29 protein-coding genes and 4 tRNA genes are annotated in these 26,507 nt (G+C 57.2%); all 33 read right to left on the reverse strand.

The genetic code is table 11. The features are described from left to right. Nucleotides 1-3 precede the first annotated feature (3 nt). On the reverse strand, nucleotides 4-318 hold the full coding sequence (gene rplX / locus HU770_RS21955; RefSeq protein WP_003255476.1) for a 50S ribosomal protein L24: 315 nt from the start codon (nucleotides 316-318) through the stop codon (nucleotides 4-6). An 11-nt stretch (nucleotides 319-329) separates the two neighbouring features. Then, on the reverse strand, nucleotides 330-698 hold the full coding sequence (rplN, locus tag HU770_RS21960) for a 50S ribosomal protein L14 (protein WP_002555479.1): 369 nt from the start codon (nucleotides 696-698) through the stop codon (nucleotides 330-332). 23 nt (nucleotides 699-721) lie between these two features. After that, the gene (rpsQ, locus tag HU770_RS21965; RefSeq protein WP_023534981.1) at nucleotides 722-988 is read right to left on the reverse strand and encodes a 30S ribosomal protein S17; all 267 of its coding nucleotides are present in this window, start codon (nucleotides 986-988) and stop codon (nucleotides 722-724) included. A 2-nt stretch (nucleotides 989-990) separates the two neighbouring features. After that, the gene (rpmC, locus tag HU770_RS21970) at nucleotides 991-1,182 is read right to left on the reverse strand and encodes a 50S ribosomal protein L29 (RefSeq protein WP_002555481.1); all 192 of its coding nucleotides are present in this window, start codon (nucleotides 1,180-1,182) and stop codon (nucleotides 991-993) included. After that, nucleotides 1,182-1,595, reverse strand: coding sequence for a 50S ribosomal protein L16 (rplP, locus tag HU770_RS21975; protein ID WP_003255479.1), 414 nt, complete (start codon nucleotides 1,593-1,595; stop codon nucleotides 1,182-1,184). The genes rpmC and rplP overlap by 1 nt, the downstream gene beginning before the upstream one ends. A 12-nt stretch (nucleotides 1,596-1,607) precedes the next feature. Then, nucleotides 1,608-2,294, reverse strand: coding sequence for a 30S ribosomal protein S3 (rpsC, locus tag HU770_RS21980; protein ID WP_003255481.1), 687 nt, complete (start codon nucleotides 2,292-2,294; stop codon nucleotides 1,608-1,610). A 13-nt stretch (nucleotides 2,295-2,307) separates the two neighbouring features. After that, nucleotides 2,308-2,640, reverse strand: a complete 333-nt coding sequence (rplV, locus tag HU770_RS21985) for a 50S ribosomal protein L22 (RefSeq protein WP_003103908.1) — start codon at nucleotides 2,638-2,640, stop codon at nucleotides 2,308-2,310. Nucleotides 2,641-2,651: 11 nt separating this feature from the next. Then, nucleotides 2,652-2,927: a 30S ribosomal protein S19 gene (gene rpsS / locus HU770_RS21990; RefSeq protein ID WP_003255482.1), complete on the reverse strand. Its 276-nt coding sequence runs from the start codon at nucleotides 2,925-2,927 to the stop codon at nucleotides 2,652-2,654. Nucleotides 2,928-2,943: 16 nt separating this feature from the next. Then, complete coding sequence (rplB, locus tag HU770_RS21995) at nucleotides 2,944-3,768, reverse strand: 50S ribosomal protein L2 (RefSeq protein WP_008089816.1); 825 nt, start codon at nucleotides 3,766-3,768, stop codon at nucleotides 2,944-2,946. Between the two features lie 14 nt (nucleotides 3,769-3,782). Continuing rightward, nucleotides 3,783-4,082 carry a 50S ribosomal protein L23 gene (gene rplW / locus HU770_RS22000; protein ID WP_003255484.1) on the reverse strand — a complete coding sequence of 100 codons (300 nt, stop codon included), beginning with the start codon at nucleotides 4,080-4,082 and terminating at the stop codon, nucleotides 3,783-3,785. Then, nucleotides 4,079-4,681, reverse strand: coding sequence for a 50S ribosomal protein L4 (rplD, locus tag HU770_RS22005; RefSeq protein WP_003255485.1), 603 nt, complete (start codon nucleotides 4,679-4,681; stop codon nucleotides 4,079-4,081). Before rplD ends, rplW begins: the two co-directional genes overlap by 4 nt. A 12-nt stretch (nucleotides 4,682-4,693) precedes the next feature. Beyond that, nucleotides 4,694-5,329, reverse strand: a complete 636-nt coding sequence (rplC, locus tag HU770_RS22010; protein ID WP_027594871.1) for a 50S ribosomal protein L3 — start codon at nucleotides 5,327-5,329, stop codon at nucleotides 4,694-4,696. A gap of 80 nt (nucleotides 5,330-5,409) precedes the next feature. Next, nucleotides 5,410-5,721: a 30S ribosomal protein S10 gene (gene rpsJ, locus HU770_RS22015; RefSeq protein ID WP_003186070.1), complete on the reverse strand. Its 312-nt coding sequence runs from the start codon at nucleotides 5,719-5,721 to the stop codon at nucleotides 5,410-5,412. Between the two features lie 141 nt (nucleotides 5,722-5,862). Further along, on the reverse strand, nucleotides 5,863-7,056 hold the full coding sequence (gene tuf / locus HU770_RS22020; RefSeq protein WP_028614144.1) for an elongation factor Tu: 1,194 nt from the start codon (nucleotides 7,054-7,056) through the stop codon (nucleotides 5,863-5,865). 27 nt (nucleotides 7,057-7,083) lie between these two features. Then, nucleotides 7,084-9,228, reverse strand: coding sequence for an elongation factor G (fusA, locus tag HU770_RS22025; RefSeq protein WP_033703490.1), 2,145 nt, complete (start codon nucleotides 9,226-9,228; stop codon nucleotides 7,084-7,086). Between the two features lie 30 nt (nucleotides 9,229-9,258). Continuing rightward, a complete protein-coding gene (rpsG, locus tag HU770_RS22030) occupies nucleotides 9,259-9,729 on the reverse strand; it encodes a 30S ribosomal protein S7 (RefSeq protein ID WP_008089143.1) in 471 nt (156 codons plus the stop codon). A 106-nt stretch (nucleotides 9,730-9,835) separates the two neighbouring features. Continuing rightward, nucleotides 9,836-10,207, reverse strand: a complete 372-nt coding sequence (gene rpsL / locus HU770_RS22035; protein WP_003255492.1) for a 30S ribosomal protein S12 — start codon at nucleotides 10,205-10,207, stop codon at nucleotides 9,836-9,838. Between the two features lie 211 nt (nucleotides 10,208-10,418). Beyond that, complete coding sequence (gene rpoC / locus HU770_RS22040; protein ID WP_033703491.1) at nucleotides 10,419-14,618, reverse strand: DNA-directed RNA polymerase subunit beta'; 4,200 nt, start codon at nucleotides 14,616-14,618, stop codon at nucleotides 10,419-10,421. Nucleotides 14,619-14,682: 64 nt separating this feature from the next. After that, nucleotides 14,683-18,756, reverse strand: coding sequence for a DNA-directed RNA polymerase subunit beta (gene rpoB / locus HU770_RS22045; RefSeq protein WP_047583916.1), 4,074 nt, complete (start codon nucleotides 18,754-18,756; stop codon nucleotides 14,683-14,685). Nucleotides 18,757-18,976: 220 nt separating this feature from the next. Further along, on the reverse strand, nucleotides 18,977-19,342 hold the full coding sequence (gene rplL / locus HU770_RS22050) for a 50S ribosomal protein L7/L12 (protein ID WP_033703494.1): 366 nt from the start codon (nucleotides 19,340-19,342) through the stop codon (nucleotides 18,977-18,979). 78 nt (nucleotides 19,343-19,420) lie between these two features. Beyond that, nucleotides 19,421-19,921, reverse strand: coding sequence for a 50S ribosomal protein L10 (gene rplJ / locus HU770_RS22055; RefSeq protein WP_027595468.1), 501 nt, complete (start codon nucleotides 19,919-19,921; stop codon nucleotides 19,421-19,423). A 197-nt stretch (nucleotides 19,922-20,118) separates the two neighbouring features. Then, nucleotides 20,119-20,814 (reverse strand): 50S ribosomal protein L1, encoded by a 696-nt coding sequence (gene rplA, locus HU770_RS22060; RefSeq protein WP_033703496.1) that lies wholly within the window; start codon nucleotides 20,812-20,814, stop codon nucleotides 20,119-20,121. Then, a complete protein-coding gene (gene rplK / locus HU770_RS22065) occupies nucleotides 20,814-21,245 on the reverse strand; it encodes a 50S ribosomal protein L11 (protein ID WP_028633698.1) in 432 nt (143 codons plus the stop codon). Before rplK ends, rplA begins: the two co-directional genes overlap by 1 nt. Before the next feature lie 119 nt (nucleotides 21,246-21,364). Beyond that, complete coding sequence (gene nusG / locus HU770_RS22070) at nucleotides 21,365-21,898, reverse strand: transcription termination/antitermination protein NusG (RefSeq protein WP_003255501.1); 534 nt, start codon at nucleotides 21,896-21,898, stop codon at nucleotides 21,365-21,367. A gap of 9 nt (nucleotides 21,899-21,907) precedes the next feature. After that, complete coding sequence (secE, locus tag HU770_RS22075) at nucleotides 21,908-22,276, reverse strand: preprotein translocase subunit SecE (RefSeq protein WP_027595465.1); 369 nt, start codon at nucleotides 22,274-22,276, stop codon at nucleotides 21,908-21,910. 44 nt (nucleotides 22,277-22,320) lie between these two features. Further along, nucleotides 22,321-22,396, reverse strand: a tRNA-Trp gene (locus HU770_RS22080). 54 nt (nucleotides 22,397-22,450) lie between these two features. Then, nucleotides 22,451-23,644, reverse strand: coding sequence for an elongation factor Tu (gene tuf / locus HU770_RS22085; protein WP_028614144.1), 1,194 nt, complete (start codon nucleotides 23,642-23,644; stop codon nucleotides 22,451-22,453). Nucleotides 23,645-23,722: 78 nt separating this feature from the next. Then, nucleotides 23,723-23,798, reverse strand: a tRNA-Thr gene (locus HU770_RS22090). A gap of 29 nt (nucleotides 23,799-23,827) precedes the next feature. After that, nucleotides 23,828-23,901, reverse strand: a tRNA-Gly gene (locus HU770_RS22095). Nucleotides 23,902-23,925: 24 nt separating this feature from the next. After that, nucleotides 23,926-24,009: transfer RNA gene (locus HU770_RS22100), tRNA-Tyr, on the reverse strand. Nucleotides 24,010-24,161: 152 nt separating this feature from the next. Beyond that, the gene (locus tag HU770_RS22105) at nucleotides 24,162-24,587 is read right to left on the reverse strand and encodes a hypothetical protein (RefSeq protein WP_033703501.1); all 426 of its coding nucleotides are present in this window, start codon (nucleotides 24,585-24,587) and stop codon (nucleotides 24,162-24,164) included. Nucleotides 24,588-24,594: 7 nt separating this feature from the next. Next, on the reverse strand, nucleotides 24,595-25,344 hold the full coding sequence (locus HU770_RS22110; RefSeq protein WP_033703503.1) for a pantothenate kinase: 750 nt from the start codon (nucleotides 25,342-25,344) through the stop codon (nucleotides 24,595-24,597). Further along, nucleotides 25,334-26,293, reverse strand: coding sequence for a bifunctional biotin--[acetyl-CoA-carboxylase] ligase/biotin operon repressor BirA (birA, locus tag HU770_RS22115; protein WP_047583918.1), 960 nt, complete (start codon nucleotides 26,291-26,293; stop codon nucleotides 25,334-25,336). Before birA ends, HU770_RS22110 begins: the two co-directional genes overlap by 11 nt. Nucleotides 26,294-26,507: the final 214 nt, after the last annotated feature.

Below are 26,507 nucleotides of genomic sequence, written 5' to 3' on the forward strand. Positions count from 1 at the left end.
TGTTCAAGCATCAACCGCTTTTTGGGTCGACTTGAAGACACGAATTTTCTTACCGTCTTCTACTTTGAAACCAACGCGGTCAGCCTTGTTGGTTTCGCCGTTGAAGATGGCAACGTTGGAAGCGTGCAGAGGCGCTTCTTTCTCGACGATACCGCCCTGAACGCCCGCCATCGGGTTAGGCTTGGTATGACGCTTGACCAGGTTCACACCACCGATAACCAGACGGTCATCAGCAAGAACCTTCAGCACCTTACCGCGCTTACCTTTGTCTTTGCCGGCGATCACGATGATCTCGTCGTCACGACGAATCTTTTGCATGTCGGATCTCCTTACAGCACTTCAGGGGCGAGCGAGACGATCTTCATGAACTTCTCAGTACGAAGTTCACGGGTCACTGGCCCGAAGATGCGAGTGCCGATCGGCTCTTGCTTGTTGTTCAGCAGAACAGCAGCGTTGCCGTCGAAACGAATGATGGAACCGTCAGCGCGACGCACACCGTGACGGGTACGGACGACAACAGCGGTCATCACCTGGCCTTTTTTGACCTTACCGCGCGGAATTGCTTCCTTGACGGTTACTTTGATGATGTCACCGATGCCAGCGTAACGACGGTGCGAACCGCCGAGTACCTTGATGCACATGACGCGACGAGCGCCGCTGTTATCGGCCACATCGAGCATGGATTGAGTCTGAATCATAAAATTTCTCCGACCCCTAGCCCTTAGACTTCAACAGCGCGTTCGAGGACTTCAACCAGTGCCCAGGACTTGGTCTTGGCCAGCGGACGGGTTTCGGTAATCGAAACTTTGTCGCCGATCTTGCACTGGTTGGTTTCGTCGTGCGCGTGCAGCTTAGTCGAACGCTTAACGTATTTACCGTAGATCGGGTGCTTTACGCGACGCTCGATCAGAACGGTGATGGTCTTGTCCATTTTGTCGCTGACGACACGGCCAGTCAGCGTACGGACGGTTTTTTCAGCTTCAGCCATGATCACTTACCTGCCTGCTGGTTGAGCACAGTTTTCACGCGAGCGATGTCACGCTTAACTTGCGAGAGCAGGTGCGACTGCCCCAACTGGCCAGTTGCTTTCTGCATGCGCAGATTGAACTGGTCGCGCAGCAAGCCGAGCAGTTGCTCGTTCAGCTGCTGTGCCGATTTTTCACGAAGTTCATTCGCTTTCATCACATCACCGTCCGCTTAACAAAGGAGGTGGCGAGAGGCAGCTTTGCAGCAGCCAGGGCGAAAGCTTCGCGCGCCAGCTCTTCAGAAACACCCTCGATCTCGTACAGGACTTTGCCTGGCTGGATCTGGGCAACCCAGTATTCCACGGAGCCCTTACCTTTACCCATACGAACCTCGAGAGGCTTCTTGGAGATCGGCTTGTCCGGGAACACACGGATCCAGATCTTGCCGCCACGTTTAACGTGACGGGTCAGAGCACGACGTGCCGACTCGATCTGGCGGGCGGTGAGGCGACCGCGAGCAACAGCTTTCAGGGCGAATTCGCCGAAGCTGACTTTGCTACCGCGCAGTGCCAGACCACGGTTGTGGCCAGTCATCTGCTTGCGGAATTTTGTACGCTTTGGTTGCAACATTTGGCGTACCCCTTACTTAGCAGCTTTTTTACGAGGCGCTGGTGCTTGTGGTTTCAGTTCTTCTTGGCGACCACCAATAACTTCGCCTTTGAAGATCCAAACCTTCACACCGATCACACCATAAGTGGTGTGAGCTTCGTAGGTGTTGTAGTCGATATCGGCACGCAGGGTGTGCAGAGGCACACGACCTTCGCGATACCACTCGGTACGAGCAATCTCGGCGCCGCCGAGACGACCGCTCACCTGGATCTTGATGCCCTTGGCACCAATACGCATGGCGTTCTGTACGGCGCGCTTCATGGCGCGACGGAACATTACGCGGCGTTCCAGCTGCTGAGCTACGCTCTGCGCAACCAGCATAGCGTCGAGCTCCGGCTTGCGGATCTCTTCGATGTTGATGTGCACAGGCACACCCATCTGCTTGGTCAGGTCCTGACGCAGCTTCTCGACATCCTCACCTTTCTTACCGATAACGATACCGGGACGAGCAGTGTGGATGGTGATGCGTGCAGTTTGAGCCGGACGATGAATATCGATACGGCTTACGGACGCGCTTTTTAGTTTGTCTTGGAGGTACTCACGTGTTTTCAGATCCTTCAACAGGTAATCTGCGTAAGTAGCACCGTCTGCGTACCAGACGGAGGTGTGCTCCTTGACGATTCCCAGGCGAATGCCAGTGGGATGTACTTTCTGACCCATCTGATCGACTCCGTTACTTGTCCGCAACCTTGACAGTGATATGGCAAGACCGCTTGACGATGCGATCAGCACGGCCTTTGGCACGTGGCATGATGCGCTTCAGCGAACGCCCTTCGTTGACGAAGACGGTGGAGACCTTCAGGTCATCAACGTCTGCGCCTTCGTTGTGTTCGGCGTTGGCAACGGCCGACTCGAGGACTTTCTTCATGATTTCAGCGGCTTTTTTGCTGCTGAAGGCCAACAGGTTGAGCGCTTCGCCCACCTTCTTCCCGCGGATCTGGTCGGCGACCAAGCGGGCTTTCTGGGCGGAGATGCGAGCGCCCGACAACTTAGCGGCTACTTCCATTTCCTTACCCCTTAACGCTTGGCTTTCTTGTCAGCCACGTGCCCGCGATAGGTGCGGGTACCGGCGAACTCGCCCAGTTTGTGGCCGACCATGTCTTCGTTCACGAGAACTGGGACATGTTGGCGACCGTTATGAACCGCGATGGTCAGACCGACCATTTGTGGCAGGATCATCGAGCGACGCGACCAGGTTTTAACTGGCTTGCGATCGTTCTTCTCCACCGCCACTTCGACCTTCTTCAACAGGTGAAGATCGATAAAAGGACCTTTTTTCAGAGAACGTGGCACTGTCGTATCCCTCTAGTTACTTGCGACGACGGACGATCATGTTGTCGGTACGCTTATTACCACGGGTTTTAGCACCCTTGGTTGGGAAGCCCCATGGCGATACCGGATGACGACCACCAGAGGTACGACCTTCACCACCACCATGCGGGTGGTCAACCGGGTTCATGGCAACACCACGAACGGTTGGGCGAACGCCGCGCCAGCGTTTGGCACCAGCTTTACCCAGCGAACGCAGGCTGTGCTCGGAGTTCGAGACTTCGCCCAGGGTCGCACGGCACTCAGCCAGTACTTTACGCATCTCACCGGAGCGCAGACGCAGAGTCACGTAGACGCCGTCACGAGCGATCAGCTGAGCCGAAGCACCAGCGGAACGAGCGATCTGAGCACCTTTACCCGGCTTCAGTTCGACGCCGTGAATGGTGCTACCTACTGGGATGTTGCGCAGCTGCAGGGAGTTACCGGCCTTGATTGGGGCCAGGGCACCTGCGATCAGCTGGTCGCCAGCGCTCACGCCTTTAGGGGCGATGATGTAGCGACGCTCACCGTCTGCGTAGCACAGCAGGGCGATGTGAGCAGTACGGTTTGGATCGTATTCGATACGCTCGACAGTGGCTGGGATGCCATCTTTGTCGTTGCGACGGAAGTCGACCAGACGGTAATGCTGCTTGTGACCACCACCAACGTGACGAGTGGTAATGCGGCCATTGTTGTTACGACCACCAGACTTCGATTTCTTCTCGAGCAGCGGTGCGTGAGGAGCGCCTTTATGGAGCTCCTTGTTGACCACCTTGACCACGAAACGGCGGCCAGGGGAAGTCGGTTTGCATTTAACGATTGCCATGATGCACCCCTTCCTTACTCAGCACTGCTGCTGAAATCGAGATCTTGGCCTGGCTGAAGGGAGACAATTGCCTTCTTCCAGTCATTACGCTTGCCCAGACCACGTGCGGTACGCTTGGTTTTACCCAGAACGTTAACGGTCGACACGTTTTCAACTTTTACGTTGAACAGGCCTTCGACAGCTTTCTTGATTTCCAGCTTGGTTGCGTCGGTAGCAACCTTGAATACGAACTGGCCTTTCTTCTCAGCCAGAACGGTAGCCTTCTCGGAAACGTGCGGGCCAAGGAGGACTTTGAATACGCGTTCCTGGTTCATCCCAGCAGCTCCTCGAATTTCTTCACGGCCGAGACAGTGATCAACACTTTCTCGTATGCGATCAGACTGACCGGGTCGGAACCTTGAACGTCACGTACATCGACGTGCGGCAGGTTGCGAGCAGCCAGGTACAGGTTCTGATCAACAGCGTCCGAAACGATCAGAACGTCGCTCAGACCCATGCCGTTCAGCTTGTTCAGCAGATCTTTGGTTTTCGGTGCTTCAACAGCGAAGTCCTGAACCACGACCAGACGGTCGCTACGCACCAGCTCAGCGAGGATGGAGCGCAGTGCTGCGCGATACATCTTCTTGTTGAGCTTTTGCGAGTGATCTTGAGGGCGAGCTGCGAAGGTAACACCACCGCCACGCCAGATCGGACCACGAGTGGTACCAGCACGAGCACGGCCAGTACCCTTCTGACGCCATGGGCGCTTACCGCCACCAGCCACGTCGGAACGGGTCTTTTGCTGCTTGGTGCCCTGACGGCCGCCGGCCATGTAGGCCACGACTGCTTGGTGAACCAGCGTCTCGTTGAATTCGCCACCGAAAGTCAGTTCGGAAACTTCGATCGCCTGAGCGTCATTTACATTAAGTTGCATGTCAGTTTCCCCTTAACCGCGAGCCTTGACAGCCGGACGTACAACCACGTCGCCGCCAGTAGCGCCAGGAACGGCACCCTTGATCAGCAGCAGGTTGCGTTCAGCGTCTACGCGTACTACTTCCAGGGACTGAACAGTCACGCGCTCGGCGCCCATGTGGCCGGACATTTTCTTGCCCTTGAACACACGACCAGGAGTCTGGCACTGGCCGATGGAGCCTGGGACACGGTGCGACACGGAGTTACCGTGGGTGTTGTCCTGACCACGGAAGTTCCAGCGCTTGATGGTACCGGCGAAGCCTTTACCTTTGGACTGACCAGTAACGTCTACCAGCTGGCCTGCAGTGAAGAGTTCAGCTTTGATCGAGTCGCCAGCCTGGAACTCGCCTTCTTCAAGGCGGAACTCCCAGACACCGCGACCAGCGGCAACGTTCGCTTTAGCGAAGTGACCTGCTTGAGCAGCAGTCACACGCGAAGCACGACGCTCGCCGACAGTGACTTGCACTGCACGGTAGCCATCGGTTTCTTCAGTCTTGAACTGGGTGACGCGATTCGGCTCGATCTCAATGACCGTGACCGGAATGGAGACACCTTCTTCGGTGAAAACGCGGGTCATACCGCATTTACGACCGACTACACCAATAGTCATGTTGTAACCTCATGAGTGTACGGGGCTTTCACCCGCTATGGCCGCCCATTTCAGAGCGTTACACGGACAAGACCGAAGTCTTAGCCGAGGCTGATCTGCACTTCCACACCTGCCGCGAGATCAAGCTTCATCAGCGCATCAACGGTTTTATCCGTTGGCTGGACGATGTCCAGAACGCGCTTATGAGTGCGAATCTCGTACTGGTCACGCGCGTCTTTGTTGACGTGCGGGGAGACCAGAACGGTGAAACGCTCTTTGCGGGTAGGCAGTGGAATTGGACCACGCACTTGTGCACCAGTACGTTTCGCGGTTTCCACGATTTCCTGGGTGGATTGGTCGATCAGGCGATGGTCGAAAGCCTTCAACCTGATACGGATTTGCTGATTTTGCATTGGATTTCAGACTCCAGGCTGTTCCCAACGGACGCACTACGCCCGCTAAAAGGAGGCGTGATTCTATAGACGGCTCAATTTAGTGTCAACCCAATAAAAAAAACCCCCGCTGAGCGGGGGTTTTTTCAATCGATCGAGTGATTACTCGATGATTTTGGCTACGACGCCGGCGCCGACGGTACGACCGCCTTCACGGATAGCGAAGCGCAGACCGTCTTCCATTGCGATGGTCTTGATCAGCGTGACAGTCATCTGAATGTTGTCACCTGGCATTACCATTTCAACGCCTTCCGGCAGTTCGCAGTTACCGGTCACGTCAGTGGTACGGAAGTAGAACTGAGGACGGTAGCCTTTGAAGAACGGAGTGTGACGGCCGCCTTCTTCCTTCGACAGGACGTAGACTTCTGCGGTGAACTTGGTGTGCGGCTTGACCGAACCTGGCTTGACCAGAACCTGGCCACGCTCAACGTCGTCACGCTTGGTACCACGCAGCAGAACGCCGCAGTTCTCGCCAGCACGACCTTCGTCCAGCAGCTTGCGGAACATCTCAACACCGGTGCAGGTGGTGGTGGTGGTGTCACGCAGACCAACGATTTCCAGCGGATCCTGAACGCGGACGATACCACGCTCGATACGACCGGTAACAACGGTACCACGACCCGAGATCGAGAATACGTCTTCGATTGGCATCAGGAACGGCTTGTCGATAGCACGCTCTGGCTCTGGGATGTAGCTGTCCAGAGTTTCAACCAGCTTCTTGACGGCAGTGGTGCCCATCTCGTTGTCGTCTTTGCCTTCCAGCGCCATACGAGCCGAACCGATGATGATCGGAGTGTCGTCGCCTGGGAAGTCATAGGTGGACAGCAGGTCGCGAACTTCCATCTCGACCAGTTCCAGCAGCTCAGCGTCGTCTACCAGGTCAGCCTTGTTCAGGAAGACCACGATGTACGGAACGCCAACCTGACGGGACAGCAGGATGTGCTCACGGGTTTGTGGCATCGGGCCATCAGCGGCCGAGCAAACCAGGATCGCGCCGTCCATCTGGGCAGCACCGGTGATCATGTTCTTCACGTAGTCAGCGTGACCTGGGCAGTCGACGTGAGCGTAGTGACGAATGTTCGAGTTGTACTCGACGTGAGCGGTGTTGATGGTGATACCGCGCGCTTTTTCTTCCGGAGCCGAGTCGATCTTGTCGAACTCAACGACTGCCGAACCGAAAACTTCGGAGCAGACGCGAGTCAGAGCTGCGGTCAGAGTGGTCTTACCGTGGTCAACGTGGCCGATAGTGCCGACGTTAACGTGGGGAAGGGAACGATCAAATTTTTCTTTAGCCACGACAGTGAACCTCTTGCCTAAAGGGGATTAGCCTTGTTTTTTAACGAGTGCTTCGACGATGTTCGACGGAGCTTCGGCGTATTTGGAGAATTCCATGGAGTAGCTTGCGCGACCCTGAGACATGGAACGAACGTCGGTCGCATAACCGAACATCTCTCCGAGCGGTACCTCAGCAGTGATTACCTTGCCGGACACCGAGTCTTCATTACCCTGGATCATCCCGCGACGACGGCTCAGGTCACCCATCACGTCACCCAGGTAGTCTTCCGGAGTTACAACTTCGACCTTCATGATCGGCTCAAGCACCACGCCACCACCCTTCTGGGCCAGTTGCTTGGTCGCCATCGAAGCGGCGATCTTGAACGCCATTTCGTTGGAGTCGACGTCGTGGTACGAACCGTCGAATACCGTAGCCTTCAGGCCGAGCAGCGGATAGCCGGCAACAACGCCGTTTTTCATCTGCTCTTCGATACCCTTCTGGATCGGGGCGATGAATTCCTTAGGAATCACACCACCAACGACTTCGTTGGTGAACACCAGACCTTCGGTGATGTTGCCTTTCTCGTCGACGTCCGGCTCCGAGAAACGGATCCAGCAGTGACCGAACTGACCACGACCGCCCGACTGACGAACGAACTTGCCTTCGATCTCGACGTTGGACTTGGTGATCTTCTCGCGGTACGAAACCTGAGGCTTACCGATGTTGGCTTCGACGTTGAACTCGCGCTTCATGCGGTCAACGAGGATATCCAGGTGCAACTCACCCATGCCCGAGATGATGGTCTGACCAGTCTCTTCGTCGGTCTTGACGCGGAACGACGGGTCTTCCTGGGCCAGCTTGCCCAGAGCGATACCCATCTTCTCCTGGTCAGCCTTGGTTTTCGGCTCTACGGAGAGCGAAATAACCGGCTCAGGGAAGTCCATACGCTCAAGGATGATTGGCTTGTCAGCGTTGCACAGGGTTTCGCCTGTGGTCACGTCCTTCATGCCGATCAGGGCCGCGATGTCGCCAGCGCGTACTTCCTTGATCTCTTCACGCTGGTTGGCGTGCATCTGCACCATACGACCAACGCGCTCTTTCTTGCCCTTGACCGAGTTGATGACGGAGTCACCGGAGGTCAGAACACCCGAGTAGACGCGAACGAAGGTCAGAGTACCCACGAACGGGTCAGTCGCGATCTTGAACGCCAGAGCCGAGAACGGCTCGTCGTCGTCAGCGTGACGCTCGTCTTTACGAACAGCCGGATCGTCTTTGTCCAGATCCTTGTCGTCCGGGTTGATACCCTGGATTGCAGGAATCTCGGTCGGAGCAGGCAGGTAGTCGATGACGGCGTCGAGAACCAGGGGAACGCCCTTGTTCTTGAACGACGAACCGCAGACGGCCGGTACGATTTCGCTGGCCAGGGTGCGCGCGCGCAGACCGGCTTTGATTTCGTCGACGGTCAGCTCTTCGCCTTCCAGGTACTTGTTCATCAGCTCTTCGCTGGCCTCGGCAGCCGCCTCAACCATGTTGGAGCGCCACTCTTCAGCCAGCTCCAGCATATCGGCAGGAATTTCTTCCTCGCGATAGGTGGTGCCTTTGTCGTCGTCGTTCCAGTAGATAGCCTTCATCTTGATCAGGTCGACCTGACCCTGGAAGTTATCTTCCGAACCGATGGCCAGCTGAACAGGAACCGGGGTGTGACCCAGACGGTTCTTGATCTGACCTACGACGCGCAGGAAGTTTGCACCGGCACGGTCCATCTTGTTCACGTAAACAACACGTGGAACGCCATATTTGTTGGCCTGACGCCATACGGTTTCGGACTGAGGCTCAACGCCGGAGGTACCGCAGAACACAACGACCGCGCCGTCGAGTACACGCAGCGAACGCTCTACTTCAATGGTGAAGTCGACGTGGCCGGGGGTATCGATGACGTTTACGCGGTAGTTGTCATACTGACCAACAGAACCTTTCCAGAAGGTGGTAACGGCAGCGGAGGTAATGGTGATACCCCGCTCCTGCTCCTGCACCATCCAGTCGGTGGTCGCGGCGCCGTCGTGCACCTCGCCCATCTTGTGGCTCAGGCCTGTATAGAACAGGATCCGCTCGGTAGTGGTGGTCTTGCCCGCGTCAACGTGGGCACAGATACCAATGTTACGGTAGCGGTTAATTGCTGTAGTACGAGCCATAAAGCCCTCGCAAAATGATTGATGCTTGAATTAGAAGCGGTAGTGCGAGAACGCTTTGTTGGCTTCGGCCATACGGTGAACGTCTTCACGCTTCTTGACTGCAGCACCTTTGCCTTCAGCAGCATCCAGCAGCTCGCCAGCCAGGCGCAGAGCCATCGACTTCTCGCCGCGCTTGCGGGCGTAGTCTACGAGCCAGCGCATTGCCAGAGCATTACGACGGGATGGACGAACTTCAACCGGGACCTGGTAAGTGGCACCGCCGACACGACGGGACTTTACTTCGACCAGCGGAGCGATGGCGTCGAGAGCTTTCTCGAAGATTTCCAGGGGGTCGCTGTTCTTGCGCTCTTTGACCTTGTCCAGTGCACCGTAAACGATGCGCTCGGCCACGGCCTTTTTGCCGCTTTCCATCACGTGGTTCATGAACTTGGCGAGGATTTGGGATCCGTATTTAGGATCGTCCAGAATCTCACGTTTTGCTGCTACACGACGTCTTGGCATGATAAGCCCTCAAACGGTCTTCAGGTTAGCCCGGGACGTGGGTCTGCGACCCCTGCCCGACCTTACTCTTATCGACTCAAAAAAATGGATGTGTGCAAACGGCCGATTACTTCGGACGCTTGGTACCGTACTTCGAACGACCCTGGTTACGGCCTTTAACGCCCGAAGTATCCAGAGAGCCGCGAACGGTGTGGTAACGAACACCTGGCAAGTCTTTTACACGGCCGCCACGGATCAGGACGACGCTGTGCTCTTGCAGGTTGTGGCCTTCACCGCCGATGTACGAGGAAACCTCGAAACCGTTGGTCAGGCGAACACGGCAAACTTTACGCAGTGCCGAGTTAGGTTTTTTCGGCGTGGTGGTGTACACGCGGGTGCACACGCCACGACGTTGCGGGCAGTTCTGCAGCGCAGGAACGTCGGACTTCTCGACCGAACGCTTACGCGGCTGACGTACCAGCTGGTTGATAGTTGCCATCTACTAGCTCCACTGATTGTCTTGCGACTCTATTGTCTTGCAAGAAAGCCAAAAATTGGCGAGACGGAGCCTCACCAAATTTAAGGGTACAAAAGTCTACGGAGGATCTTGCACCCAGTCAAGACGAGGCCCCGGCCATCCCCGCCCGGTCATCGGCAACAATTTATGTCGCCGACGGCCGTTCGGGGCTTGCCGGGGCCCTGCCCTGTACTTAGTTACCGCTGGAATTCAGCGCTTCGGTCAGTGCGGCTTCAACCTCACTGGCGCTCACACGCAGCGGTTTGTCGGCTTCACGGCGACGCTTGCGCTCGCTGTGGTAGGCCAGACCGGTACCGGCCGGGATCAGACGACCCACGACCACGTTCTCTTTCAGGCCGCGCAGGTAATCGCGCTTGCCGGTGACGGCCGCTTCGGTCAATACGCGGGTGGTTTCCTGGAAGGAAGCCGCGGAAATGAACGATTCGGTCGACAGCGACGCCTTGGTGATACCCAGCAGCACGCGCGAGAACTTCGAGATGAACTTGTCTTCGCTGGCCAGACGCTCGTTCTCGACCAGTACGTGAGTCAGTTCCATCTGGTCGCCCTTGATGAAGCTGGAATCACCCGACTCGGCAATCTCGACCTTACGCAGCATCTGACGCAGGATGGTCTCGATGTGCTTGTCGTTGATCTTAACGCCTTGCAGACGGTAAACGTCCTGAATCTCGTTGACGATGTACTTCGCCAGCGCGCTCACACCCAGCAGACGCAGGATGTCGTGCGGATCGCTCGGGCCGTCGGAGATAACTTCGCCGCGGTTTACCTGTTCGCCTTCGAAGACGTTCAGGTGGCGCCACTTCGGAATCAGCTCCTCGTACGGATCGCTACCGTCGGTCGGAGTAATGACCAGACGACGCTTGCCCTTGGTCTCTTTACCGAACGCGATGGTGCCGCTGACTTCAGCCAGAATCGAGGCTTCTTTCGGACGGCGCGCTTCGAACAAGTCGGCGACGCGTGGCAGACCACCGGTGATGTCACGGGTTTTCGACGTTTCTTGCGGGATACGCGCGATAACGTCACCCACACCGATCTGAGCACCGTCAGCCACGCCGACGAGGGCGTTGGCCGGCAGGAAGTACTGAGCCGGTACGTCGGTACCTGGCAGGTACAGGTCCTTGCCGTTGGCATCGACCATCTTGATTGCCGGACGGATTTCCTTGCCTGCGGCAGGGCGATCCTTGACGTCCAGAACTTCGATGTTGGTCAAACCCGTCAATTCGTCGGTCTGACGCTTGATGGTGATGTTTTCTTCCATGCCCACGAAGGTCACGGTACCTTTCAGCTCGGTAACGATCGGGTGGGTGTGCGGGTCCCACTTGGCGACGATGGCGCCAGCTTCGACCTTGTCACCTTCCTTGACCGAAATCACCGCACCGTAAGGCAGCTTGTAACGCTCACGCTCACGACCGAATTCATCGGCAATGGCCAGCTCGCCGGAACGCGATACGGCAACCAGGTTGCCATCGGCGCGCACGACATGCTTCAGGTTGTGCAGACGCACCATACCGCCGTTCTTCACCTGGACGCTGTCGGCAGCCGAGGTCCGGCTTGCAGCACCACCGATGTGGAACGTACGCATGGTCAGCTGGGTACCCGGCTCACCGATCGACTGTGCAGCGATAACGCCGACAGCTTCACCGATGTTGACCTGGTGACCGCGAGCCAGGTCACGACCGTAGCACTTGGCGCAGATGCCGTAGCGAGTTTCGCAGTTGATCGGCGAACGCACGATAACTTCGTCGATGCTGTTCAGCTCGATGAACTCGACCCACTGCTCGTCGACCAAGGTACCGGCCGGAACGATGACGTCCTCGGTGCCTGGCTTGAACACGTCACGGGCAATGACACGGCCCAATACGCGCTCACCCAGCGGCTCGACAACATCACCGCCTTCGATGTGCGGCGTCATCAGCAAACCGTGGTCGGTGCCACAGTCGATCTCGGTCACGACCAGATCCTGCGCAACGTCTACCAGACGACGAGTCAGGTAACCGGAGTTCGCAGTCTTCAGTGCGGTATCCGCCAGACCCTTACGAGCACCGTGAGTCGAGATGAAGTACTGCAGTACGCTCAGACCTTCACGGAAGTTCGCGGTGATCGGCGTCTCGATGATCGAGCCGTCCGGCTTGGCCATCAGACCACGCATACCTGCCAGCTGACGGATCTGTGCAGCGGAACCCCGCGCACCGGAGTCAGCCATCATGTACATCGAGTTGAAGGACTCTTGCTCGACTTCGTTGCCTTCGCGGTCGATGACCTTCTCTTTCGAGAGGTTGGCCATCATCGCCTTGGACACTTCGTCGTTCGCCTTGGACCACAAGTCGATGACCTTGTTGTACTTCTCGCCCTGGGTTACCAGGCCGGAGGCGTACTGGCTCTCGATTTCCTTCACTTCGTCGGTAGCGGTACCGATGATGCGGGCTTTTTCGTCCGGGATAACGAAGTCGTTAACACCGATCGAAACGCCGGAAATGGTCGAGTAGGCAAAACCGGTGTACATCAGCTGGTCAGCGAAGATAACGGTCTCTTTCAGACCAACCACGCGGTAGCACTGGTTGATCAGCTTGGAGATCGCCTTCTTCTTCATCGGCTGGTTGACCACGTCGTACGGCAGACCTGCCGGCACAACCTGGAACAGCAGCGCACGGCCGACAGTGGTGTCGACGATGCGGGTGTTCTTGGTGACGCTACCATCGCGGTCGTTCACGGTCTCGTTGATACGGACCTTGATTTTCGCGTGCAGGGCAGCTTCGCCGGCGCGGAATACGCGGTCGACTTCCTGCAGGTCAGCGAATACGCGACCTTCGCCCTTGGCGTTGATGGCTTCACGGGTCATGTAGTACAGACCCAGTACAACGTCCTGCGACGGAACGATGATTGGCTCACCGTTGGCTGGCGACAGGATGTTGTTGGTCGACATCATCAGCGCGCGCGCTTCGAGCTGGGCTTCCAGCGTCAGCGGCACGTGAACAGCCATCTGGTCACCGTCGAAGTCGGCGTTGTACGCCGCACAGACCAACGGGTGCAGCTGGATCGCCTTACCTTCGATGAGCACAGGCTCGAACGCCTGGATACCCAGACGGTGAAGGGTCGGTGCACGGTTGAGCAGCACGGGGTGTTCGCGGATGACCTCGGCGAGCACGTCCCACACCTCTGGCAGCTCGCGCTCGACCATCTTCTTGGCAGCCTTGATGGTGGTCGCCAGACCACGCATTTCCAGCTTGCCGAAAATGAACGGCTTGAACAGCTCGAGGGCCATCTTCTTCGGCAGACCGCACTGGTGCAGACGCAGGGTCGGGCCAACGGTAATTACCGAACGGCCGGAGTAGTCCACACGCTTACCGAGCAAGTTCTGACGGAAACGACCTTGCTTACCTTTGATCATGTCAGCCAGGGACTTCAGCGGACGCTTGTTCGAGCCAGTGATGGCGCGACCGCGACGGCCGTTGTCCAGCAGGGCGTCGACCGCTTCCTGCAGCATGCGCTTTTCGTTGCGCACGATGATGTCCGGCGCCGACAGATCGAGCAGGCGCTTCAGACGGTTGTTACGGTTGATCACCCGACGATACAGGTCGTTCAGGTCGGAGGTCGCAAAGCGGCCGCCATCCAGCGGAACCAGCGGACGCAGGTCCGGCGGCAGTACTGGCAGGACGGTCAGGACCATCCACTCAGGCAGGTTACCCGAGCCCTGGAAAGCTTCCATCAGCTTCAGGCGCTTGGACAGCTTCTTGATCTTGGTTTCCGAGTTGGTCTGCGGAATCTCTTCGCGCAGGCGGCCAATCTCGTGCTCCAGGTCGATAGCGTGCAGCAGCTCGCGGACAGCCTCGGCACCCATGCGGGCGTCGAAGTCGTCACCGAACTCTTCCAGCGCTTCGAAGTACTGCTCGTCGTTCAGCAGCTGACCCTTTTCCAGGGTGGTCATGCCTGGGTCGATAACGACGTAGCTCTCGAAGTAGAGAACGCGTTCGATATCACGCAGGGTCATGTCCATCAGCAAACCGATACGGGACGGCAGCGACTTCAGGAACCAGATGTGGGCAACCGGCGAGGCCAGTTCGATGTGCGCCATGCGCTCACGACGAACCTTGGCCAGGGCAACTTCAACGCCGCACTTCTCGCAGATCACACCGCGGTGCTTGAGGCGCTTGTACTTGCCGCACAGGCACTCGTAGTCCTTGACTGGGCCAAAGATCTTGGCGCAGAACAGGCCGTCACGCTCAGGCTTGAACGTACGGTAGTTGATGGTTTCCGGCTTCTTAACTTCACCGAACGACCACGAACGGATCATTTCAGGCGACGCCAGACCGATGCGGATGGCGTCGAACTCTTCGACTTGACCCTGGTTTTTCAGCAAATTCAGTAGGTCTTTCAAGGCCTTTCCTCCTGGCGGAGCAGGAAGCGGGCTGTGCCAGCCCCGCTCCCCTTCGCGTCACGTGTTATTCGGTTTCCAGATCGATATCGATACCGAGCGAACGGATCTCTTTGATCAACACGTTGAAGGACTCGGGCATGCCCGGCTCCATACGGTGATCGCCATCCACGATGTTCTTGTACATCTTGGTACGGCCGTTCACGTCGTCCGACTTCACTGTGAGCATTTCTTGCAGGGTGTATGCCGCGCCGTATGCTTCCAGCGCCCACACTTCCATCTCCCCGAAACGCTGACCACCGAACTGCGCCTTACCACCCAGCGGCTGCTGAGTAACCAGGCTATAGGAACCAGTGGAACGCGCGTGCATCTTGTCGTCCACCAAGTGGTTCAGCTTGAGCATATACATGTAACCAACGGTCACAGGACGCTCGAATTTGTTGCCGGTACGGCCGTCGAACAGCACCATCTGGCCGCTTTCTGGCATGTCTGCCAGTTTCAGCATGGCCTTGATCTCGCTTTCCTTGGCACCGTCGAAGACCGGGGTAGCCATAGGCACGCCCTTCTTCAAGTTGTGCGCCAGGGCGAGGATCTCTTCGTCGGTGAACTCTTCCAGGCTTTCCTGACGACCGCCGATCTCGTTGTAGATCTCGGTAAGGAACACGCGCAGCTCAGCAGCTTTGCGTTGCTCTTCGATCATCCGGTCGATCTTCTCGCCCAGGCCTTTGGCCGCGAGGCCCAGGTGGGTTTCAAGGATCTGTCCGACGTTCATACGCGAAGGTACGCCCAGCGGGTTCAGTACGACGTCGACCGGAGTACCGTTGGCGTCGTGCGGCATGTCTTCGACCGGCATGATCACCGAGACCACACCTTTGTTACCGTGACGACCAGCCATCTTGTCGCCCGGCTGGATGCGGCGGCGGATAGCCAGGTAGACCTTGACGATCTTCAGTACGCCCGGTGCCAGGTCATCGCCTTGCTGCAGCTTGCGCTTCTTGTCTTCGAACTTGTCATCCAGCAGACGACGGCGATCGACGATGTAAGCCTGGGCTTTTTCCAGCTGCTCGTTCAGAGCATCTTCGGCCATGCGCAGTTTGAACCACTGGCCGTGCTCCAGACCGTCCAGTACTTCGTCAGCGATCACGGTGCCTTTCTTCAGGCCCGCACCACCGTCGACCACTTGGCCGTTCAGGGCGGAACGCAGACGCTCGAAGGTTGCACCTTCGACGATGCGGAACTCTTCGTTGAGGTCCTTGCGGATCTCGTCCAGCTGCATCTTCTCGATGGCCAGGGCGCGGCTGTCGCGCTCAACGCCGTCACGGGTGAAGACCTGAACGTCGATGACAGTACCTTTGGTGCCGGTTGGCACACGCAGGGAGGTGTCTTTGACGTCGCTTGCCTTCTCGCCGAAGATTGCGCGCAGCAGCTTCTCTTCCGGAGTCAGCTGGGTCTCGCCTTTCGGAGTGACCTTGCCGACCAGGATGTCGCCAGCGCCGACTTCGGCACCCACGTAGACGATACCGGCTTCGTCCAGCTTGTTCAGCGCAGCTTCACCCACGTTCGGGATGTCTGCGGTGATTTCCTCTGGGCCAAGCTTGGTGTCACGCGCCACACAGGTCAGTTCCTGGATGTGGATCGTGGTGAAGCGGTCTTCCTGAACCACACGCTCGGACAGGCAGATGGAGTCTTCGAAGTTGAAGCCGTTCCACGCCATGAACGCGATGCGCATGTTCTGACCCAGTGCCAGTTCACCCATATCGGTGGACGGACCGTCGGCCATGATGTCGTGACGCTTGACCACATCACCTTTGCTGACCAGCGGACGCTGGTTGATGCAGGTGTTCTGGTTGGAGCGGGTGTACTTGGTCAGGTTGTAGATATCTACACCTGCTTCACCGGTCTCGACTTCGTCATCGGCAACACGCACGACGATACGGCTGGCATCGACCGAGTCGATCACGCCGCCACGACGGGCTACGACGCAGACGCCGGAGTCACGGGCAACGTTGCGCTCCATGCCGGTACCTACCAGCGGCTTGTCAGCGCGCAGGGTCGGTACAGCCTGACGCTGCATGTTCGAACCCATCAGTGCACGGTTGGCGTCGTCGTGTTCGAGGAACGGAATCAGCGACGCTGCGACCGAGACAACCTGCTTCGGCGAAACGTCCATCAAGGTGACGTCTTCCGGCGCCTTGACGGTGAATTCGTTCAGGTGACGAACCGCTACCAGCTCATCGATCAGTTGCTTCTTCTCGTTCATCGCGGCCGAAGCCTGGGCGATGACGTGATCCGCTTCTTCAATGGCCGACAGGAACACGATGTCGTCGCTGACCACGCCTTCCTTCACCACGCGGTACGGGCTTTCCAGGAAGCCGTACTGGTTGGTGCGGGCATAGGCCGCCAGGGAGTTGATCAGACCGATGTTCGGACCTTCAGGGGTCTCGATCGGGCACACGCGGCCGTAGTGGGTCGGGTGTACGTCACGGACTTCGAAGCCAGCACGCTCACGGGTCAGACCGCCAGGGCCGAGTGCAGAAACACGGCGCTTGTGGGTGATCTCGGAGAGCGGGTTGTTCTGGTCCATGAACTGCGACAGCTGGCTGGAACCGAAGAACTCTTTCACCGCCGCCGCTACCGGCTTGGCGTTGATCAGGTCTTGCGGCATCAGGCCTTCGCTTTCAGCCATCGACAGACGTTCCTTGACCGCACGCTCGACGCGCACCAGGCCAACACGGAACTGGTTCTCGGCCATCTCGCCAACGCAACGAACGCGACGGTTACCCAGGTGGTCGATGTCGTCGACGATACCTTTGCCGTTACGGATGTCGACCAGGGTCTTGAGGACCTCGACGATGTCTTCCTTGCTCAGCACGCCCGAACCTTCGATCTCGGTACGACCGATACGACGGTTGAACTTCATGCGGCCTACGGCGGACAGGTCGTAACGCTCGGCGCTGAAGAACAGGTTGTTGAACAGGGTCTCGGCAGCATCCTTGGTTGGCGGCTCGCCTGGACGCATCATGCGATAGATTTCGACCAAGGCTTCCAGCTGGTTGCTGGTGGTGTCGATCTTCAGGGTGTCGGAGATGAACGGACCGCAATCGATGTCGTTGGTGTACAGGGTCTCGATACGGACAACCTGCGCCTTGGCGACCTTGATCAGCAGCTCGGTGGTCATCTCGGTGTTGCACTCGGCGAGGATCTCGCCGGTAGCCGGATGCACGATAGCCTTGGCAGTGGTGCGACCCAGGACGTATTCCATAGGAACGTCGAGCTGCTTGACGCCGGCTTTCTCGAGCTGGTTGATGTGGCGCGCAGTGATACGGCGACCCTGCTCGACAATGACCTTGCCGGTTTCGTCATGGATGTCCATGACCGCGACTTCACCACGCAGACGCTGCGGTACCAGTTCCAGGCTCAGTTTTTCGCCGGAAACGTGGAACACGTTGGTGGTGTAGAAGGTGTTCAGAACCTCTTCGGTGCTGTAACCCAGCGCACGCAGCAGTACCGATGCCGGCAGTTTGCGGCGACGGTCGATACGCACGAATACGCAGTCCTTCGGGTCGAACTCGAAGTCCAGCCAGGAACCACGGTAAGGAATGATGCGAGCGGAGTACAGCAGCTTGCCGGAGCTGTGCGTCTTGCCACGGTCGTGGTCGAAGAACACACCAGGCGAACGGTGCAGCTGGGAAACGATCACACGCTCGGTACCGTTGATTACGAAGGTACCGTTCTCAGTCATCAGGGGGATTTCACCCATGTAGACTTCTTGCTCTTTGATGTCCTTGATCGCTTTGTTCGACGATTCCTTGTCGAAGATGATCAGGCGCACCTTGACCCGCAGTGGGACCGCGAAGGTCACGCCACGCAGGACACATTCCTTCACATCGAAGGCGGGTTCGCCCAGGCGATAGCCTACGTACTCCAGGGCAGCATTGCCGGAGTAGCTGATGATCGGGAATACCGATTTGAAGGCCGCGTGCAGGCCGACGTCGCGGAACTGATCCTTGGATGCTCCCGCTTGCAGGAATTCGCGATACGAATCCAGCTGGATGGCCAGGAGGTAAGGCACATCCATGACGTCCGGCAACTTGCTAAAGTCCTTGCGGATACGTTTTTTCTCAGTGTATGAGTAAGCCATCAGCGTTCCCCAGCTTGGTCACCTGCTTGTTTGGCTTCTCCCGGCGGGAGCAGCCAGAAAATCGTGCAAACCCCTTGGTTTGCGCCACCCACATGGGTGTCTTGCAGCTCGCTATCGGGGCCGATCTGATCGGCCACCAATAACGGAAAAAGGCCGGTGGCATAAGCCACCAGCCATCAGCCTTGTGCTCAACGCTCAGGCTGGCATCGCAAAGTCGAAATTACTTCAGCTCGACTTTAGCGCCTGCTTCTTCCAGCTTCTTCTTAGCGTCTTCAGCGGCTTCTTTCGAAACGCCTTCAGCTACGACCTGAGGAGCGCCGTCGACTTTCTCTTTGGCTTCTTTCAGGCCCAGACCGGTCAGTTCACGAACGGCCTTGATCACGTTTACTTTCTTCTCACCGGCTTCAAGCAGAACAACGTTGAATTCGGTTTGCTCTTCAACAACGGCAGCAGCAGCAGCTGGGCCAGCAGCGGCAACAGCAGCGGTAACGCCGAAGGTTTCTTCCATAGCTTTGATCAGCTCAACAACTTCCAGAACGGTTTTCTGGCCGATTGCTTCGATGATTTGCTCGTTAGTCAGGGACATGACTTAAATCCTGTATTGGGGTGACAGCCTTCGCAGCCATCAAATTAAACAAATGATTTTGAAAGAGGTTACGCCGCCTTAGGCAGCAGCAGCTTCTTTCTGGTCGCGAACGGCCGCCAGAGTACGAGCCAGCTTGCTGGTAGCGCCTTGAATCACGCTCATCAGACGTGCGATAGCTTCGTCACGGGTCGGCAAGGTAGCCAGTACATCGATCTGGTTGGCGGCAATGAACTTGCCGTCAAACGCAGCTGCCTTGATCTCGAACTTGTCCTGACCCTTGGCGAACTCTTTGAACAGACGAGCAGCAGCGCCCGGGTGTTCGTTGGAGAAAGCGATCAGGGTCGGGCCAGTGAAGGCGTCGTTGAGGACACTGAATTCAGTATCAGCAACAGCGCGCTTGAGCAGGGTGTTACGTACGACACGTACGTAAACGCCAGCTTCACGAGCCTCTTTACGGAGTCCGGTCATTGCGCCTACAGTCACACCACGGGCATCAGCCACGACAGCGGACAGAGCGACTTTGGCAGCCTCGTTGACTTCAGCGACGATGGCCTTCTTGTCTTCGAGTTTAATTGCCACGGGTTTACTCCTGGTTTCTACCGTTTCATCTGGCCGAAGCCGGATGTCGTTTTGGTGTCTGATTCGATAACGAATCGGGAGCACCATCTGCGTAGGCTGGTGGTTTAAGACTTGCGTCGCCTACGGTCTTGGATAGCCCCCGCCAGGCAGGGACCCCAATTTTTGCTGGCAGCACGACACGTCGTGCCGCCATGGTCTTACGCGTTCAGCGAACCTTGGTCGATGACCAGGCCTGGGCCCATGGTGGTGCTCAGGGTAACGCGCTTGACGTAAATACCTTTCGAAGAAGCTGGCTTGATACGCTTCAGATCAGCGATCAGGGCTTCAACGTTTTCCTTCAGCTTGACGGCTTCGAAGCCGACTTTGCCAACGGAGGTGTGAATGATACCGTTCTTGTCGGTACGGTAGCGAACCTGACCAGCCTTGGCGTTTTTGACAGCGCCGGCTACGTCTGGAGTCACAGTACCAACTTTCGGGTTAGGCATCAGGCCGCGAGGACCCAGAACCTGACCCAGCTGACCTACAACGCGCATGGCATCAGGCGATGCGATAACAACGTCATAGTTCAGGTCGCCGGCTTTCATTTCAGCAGCCAGATCGTCCATACCTACACGGTCAGCGCCGGCAGCCAGAGCGGCCTCAGCAGCTGGACCCTGGGTGAAGACGGCAACGCGTACGGTCTTGCCAGTGCCGTGTGGCAGCACAGTAGCGCTACGAACGACCTGGTCGGATTTACGCGGGTCAACGCCGAGATTGACAGCAACGTCGAAGGATTCGCTGAACTTCACGGTGGACAGTTCGGCCAGCAGCACGGCTGCTTCTTCGAAGTTGTAGACTTTGCCAGCTTCGATTTTCGAAGCAATAGCCTTTTGGCGCTTGGTCAGCTTAGCCATTACACACCCTCCACGTTCAGGCCCATGCTGCGGGCAGAGCCAGCGATGGTGCGCACAGCAGCGTCCAGGTCAGCAGAGGTCAGATCAGCCTGTTTGGTCTTGGCGATCTCTTCGAGCTGAGCACGGGTCACGGTACCAACTTTGACGGTGTTCGGACGAGCCGAACCACTGGTCAGGCCAGCAGCTTTCTTCAGCAGAACCGAGGCAGGGGTGCTCTTGGTCTCGAAAGTGAAGCTACGGTCGCTGTAGACAGTGATGATCACAGGAGTCGGCAGGCCGGCTTCTTGACCCTGAGTACGGGCGTTGAAGGCCTTGCAGAATTCCATGATGTTCACACCGTGTTGGCCCAGTGCTGGACCAACGGGTGGGCTTGGGTTGGCCTGGCCGGCCTTAACTTGCAGCTTGATGTAAGCCTGAATCTTCTTAGCCATGAGCTACTCCAAAATCGGGTACGAACGCCAGAAGGCTCCCCGGATGACTTGCGTTTTATCCCAGTGACGACAAAACCCCGCAGCACACAGGGCTGCGGGGTATGGGATGCTTCGTCCGCCTAGACCTTTTCGACCTGGCTGAACTCGAGCTCTACCGGGGTAGAGCGACCGAAAATGAGCACCGCCACCTGGAGGCGACTCTTTTCGTAGTTAACCTCTTCGACACTGCCATTGAAGTCTGCGAACGGACCGTCAATGACTCGAACCACTTCACCTGGTTCGAACAGCGTCTTCGGCTTCGGCTTGTCGCTACCGTCGGCAACGCGACGCAGGATAGCCTCAGCTTCTTTATCAGTGATTGGCGCAGGCTTGTCTGCGGTACCACCGATGAAGCCCATCACACGAGGGGTATCCTTGACCAAGTGCCAAGTCCCTTCGTTCATCTCCATCTGGACCAGTACATAGCCAGGGAAGAATTTGCGCTCACTCTTGCGCTTCTGGCCGTTACGCATTTCAACGACTTCTTCGGTCGGAACCAGAATTTCGCCGAAACCGTCTTCCATGCCAGCCAGCTTGACGCGCTCGATCAGCGAGCGCATCACATGCTTCTCGTAACCCGAGTAAGCATGCACTACGTACCAACGCTTAGCCACGGGACACCCTTAGCCAACAATCAAGGAGACCGCCCAGCCGAGCAGGGAATCAAGACCCCACAACAGCAGCGCCATAACCAGAACTACAGCCACGACAATCAGCGTGGTCTGAGTGGTTTCTTGGCGGGTCGGCCACACGACTTTACGGATCTCGGTACGAGCTTCCTTCGCCAACGCAAAGAACGACTTACCCTTCGCAGTCTGCAGGGCAACAAAGCCAGCAGCCGCAGCCAGGGCGAGCAATGCAAGGACGCGATACAGGATTGGGGAGGCGGAGTAATATTGATTACCCACGACGCCAACAACCACCAAAGCAACTACAGCCAGCCACTTGAACAGATCAAAACGCGATTCTTGGGCTTCAGTTTTGGGAGTCATCGGGGAGGATCCTGTGAGAAGAAAGCCAATCACACCGAGGTGAATGGCAGGTCAGGAGGGAATCGAACCCCCAACCTACGGTTTTGGAGACCGTCGCTCTGCCAATTGAGCTACTGACCTGTAACGCTGTATCAGGCCGGCCATTATACCGGCCTGATCAAGTAAATCAACTACTTATTCGATAATTTTTGCTACGACGCCGGCGCCGACGGTACGACCGCCTTCACGGATAGCGAAGCGCAGACCGTCTTCCATTGCGATGGTCTTGATCAGCGTGACAGTCATCTGAATGTTGTCACCTGGCATTACCATTTCAACGCCTTCCGGCAGTTCGCAGTTACCGGTCACGTCAGTGGTACGGAAGTAGAACTGAGGACGGTAGCCTTTGAAGAACGGAGTGTGACGGCCGCCTTCTTCCTTCGACAGGACGTAGACTTCTGCGGTGAACTTGGTGTGCGGCTTGACCGAACCTGGCTTGACCAGAACCTGGCCACGCTCAACGTCGTCACGCTTGGTACCACGCAGCAGAACGCCGCAGTTCTCGCCAGCACGACCTTCGTCCAGCAGCTTGCGGAACATCTCAACACCGGTGCAGGTGGTGGTGGTGGTGTCACGCAGACCAACGATTTCCAGCGGATCCTGAACGCGGACGATACCACGCTCGATACGACCGGTAACAACGGTACCACGACCCGAGATCGAGAATACGTCTTCGATTGGCATCAGGAACGGCTTGTCGATAGCACGCTCTGGCTCTGGGATGTAGCTGTCCAGAGTTTCAACCAGCTTCTTGACGGCAGTGGTGCCCATCTCGTTGTCGTCTTTGCCTTCCAGCGCCATACGAGCCGAACCGATGATGATCGGAGTGTCGTCGCCTGGGAAGTCATAGGTGGACAGCAGGTCGCGAACTTCCATCTCGACCAGTTCCAGCAGCTCAGCGTCGTCTACCAGGTCAGCCTTGTTCAGGAAGACCACGATGTACGGAACGCCAACCTGACGGGACAGCAGGATGTGCTCACGGGTTTGTGGCATCGGGCCATCAGCGGCCGAGCAAACCAGGATCGCGCCGTCCATCTGGGCAGCACCGGTGATCATGTTCTTCACGTAGTCAGCGTGACCTGGGCAGTCGACGTGAGCATAGTGACGAATGTTCGAGTTGTACTCGACATGAGCGGTGTTGATGGTGATACCGCGCGCTTTTTCTTCTGGAGCCGAGTCGATCTTATCGAACTCAACGACTGCCGAACCGAAAACTTCGGAGCAGACGCGAGTCAGAGCTGCAGTCAGAGTGGTTTTACCATGGTCAACGTGGCCGATAGTGCCAACGTTCACGTGTGGTAGGGAACGATCAAACTTTTCCTTAGCCATCGATACAATCCTCCGCAGAAGAAATAGTCTTACGCTGATAAAACAAAGGCAGATATTTTCATATCTGCCTTGTTTATATGGAGCTCTTGAGCGGACTTGAACCGCTGACCTCACCCTTACCAAGGGTGTGCTCTACCAACTGAGCTACAAGAGCGAAACACTTTGCGCAAAACCCAGCAAACTTGGAGCGGGTAGCGGGAATCGAACCCGCATCATCAGCTTGGAAGGCTGAGGTTCTACCACTAAACTATACCCGCGGAGCTTGCGGCTCTCGCTAAAACTGGTGGAGGGAGAAGGATTCGAACCTTCGAAGCTCTCGCAACGGATTTACAGTCCGTCCCCTTTGACCGCTCGGGAATCCCTCCAGATGTGGCCGGCATTTTATTTGGCTGCCGCCCTAGTGTCAAGCTATTTTTCAAATTTTTTCAATCAAATCTGAAACTTAGCTACGTTGACACCGCTTCCAGTTCCGCCACCTGAGTGGTGTTCCCTGTGAAGCGGGCGCCATTCTATCAAGCTATTCGCCAGTTGCAATACCCTGGCAGAAAATAATTTTATGTTTTAAGTCTTTGAAATCACTGGAAAGTGCGGCGAGTACGGTTTGGTCCAGCAACCGCTCGCTTTCCGGGGAAACCTTAAGCCAGAGACCATCGGCCCCCGGCAGCTGACCCGACACAGGCAATGCATTGATATCCAGGCTCAGCAAGCGCTGACGCAGTGCATCAAGCTGCTCTTTACCCGCCAGGCCACCGACAACCAGGCACTCATCGCGACGTCGGGCCGGTGTGGACACGCCTGTTTCACGCAGCAGGCGGATCTCTTGTTGGTTACCTTTGTACAACGATAGCGGGGCGACATCCTTGACCTTGAGCGGGGCTTCCTGTTGATGCCAGACGTAATAGAAGACGTTGAGCACCAGCAACAGCAGAAACAACCAACGCATAAGCACCTCAGTCCAATGGGCAGGCCATTGCCAGGCCAACGAATACCAGGTCAGGGACTACCCGCGCCTGCGGCGCAGCTTCACGCACCAACGGCGCATCCCCGCCGGTAAGGAACACGGTAAAATCCTCCCCCCACAGCGCACGCGCCTGTTCGAGCTGAGTCCGAGCAAAGCCTTGCAGCATTAATACACAACCACGCTCCACAGCCTCGACGGTTGAGCGCCCCGGGGCAAGGCTGGTCAATGCACGCGCTGCCGAAGCATCGTCATAGCGGATACGCCGGGTATGTGTACGCAACTGACTACGCATCAGCGGCATCCCCGGACAGATATAACCACCCAGGTGCTCGCCATCGGCGGCGATGAAGTCAGCCTTGGCAGCGGTCCCCAGGTCGATCACCAGGCAAGCACCCTTGGCCAGGTGAAACGCACCCAACGCTGCGAGCCAGCGATCCATGCCCAGGCGTTGATAGTCTTCATAGCCGTTACGCACCCCAGCTGCTTGCTGCGCAGGCTCTGCGACTTGCGCCACCACACGGAATGCCTGGCCGATCAGTGCACAAAGTGCAGCAGTTTCTTCCTCGCTGCGCACACTGACAATACGGCAACCCGACAAACGCAGCGACGCCAAGGTACTGACCTCGGCCACCAGCGACTGGTCCGAATCGACAATACCGCCGCCCACGATCGTAGCGTCGCCAGCATGAATGACCCGCCACTTGATAAAGCTGTTACCGCAATCGAGCTCAAGAATCATCACGCAACCTCAAACTGAGCTCACCACCGCTGAAGCTCTTTTCCACACCGTCGACCTCAAGGCGCAAGCCGCCCTGCCCGTCCACACCAAGCACCACCCCATCGATCCGGGTGCTGCCGGCAACCAGCGATACGTTACGCCCCTGCCATAGATGCGCTTGCTCCCACTCCTCCTGGAATGCGGCAAAACCATAGCGGCGGTGACGCGCCAATTCATGTTGCAGTTGCTGGCTGAGCATCGCCACCAAGTGATTGCGATCAATTGCGGCGCCAACCTCACGTCGCATCGAGGTCCACGCCTGGTCGACCTGGTCATTGGTCTGCATGTTCACATTAATGCCAATACCAAGCACCACGTGACAGACGTCTGCGGGGTCGCCGACCAGCTCAAGCAAGATGCCCGTGATCTTCTGCCCACGCACAAGCACATCATTGGGCCATTTAAGCCCCACATCCTTTACGCCGAAACCTTGCAGCGTACGCATTACCGCCAACCCCACCACCAGGCTCAGCCCTTCGAGCTGGCGCATGCCACCTTCGACACGCAAGACGAGGCTGTAATAGAGGTTCTCTGCGAAGGGGCTTACCCATTGACGACCACGGCGGCCACGCCCGGCATTCTGGCGCTCGGCCAGTACCAAAAAAGGAGCAGCCTGCCCCTCACCCGCAAGCCGCAGCCCTTCGGCGTTGGTCGAATCAATGGTTTCGTGGATGAAAACTGGCCACTGCTCGCCCTCGGCAAACTCGGCGATCGCCTTCGCTTCGAGCAGGGCCAGAGGCGCCGCTAACTGGTAGCCGCGGCCACGAACCTTGTGAATGGTGAGGTTCAACTCAGTCTCCAGGTGCTGCAGCTGCTTCCAAACGGCGCTGCGACTCACCCCGAGGGCTGCCCCCAAGGCTTCTCCGGAATGGAACCGGCCATCCTTGAGGAGATTCAACAACTTCAGCATGCCAGTCTCGACTTGGAATAAGGCTGGCATGATAGCTATGGGTAGTGGCCTTGCATAGGAAAAGGGCCGCCCGCAGACGCTACCAACAGGGAGTTTTCCAGCCCAAAGACAAAACCCCTACCTGCTCGCGCAGATAGGGGTTTTGCGAAATGAATCTTGACGATGACCTACTCTCACATGGGGAGACCCCACACTACCATCGGCGATGCATCGT

The organism is Pseudomonas sp. SWRI68, assembly GCF_014269165.1.
Taxonomy (GTDB): Bacteria; Pseudomonadota; Gammaproteobacteria; order Pseudomonadales; family Pseudomonadaceae; genus Aquipseudomonas; species Aquipseudomonas capeferrum.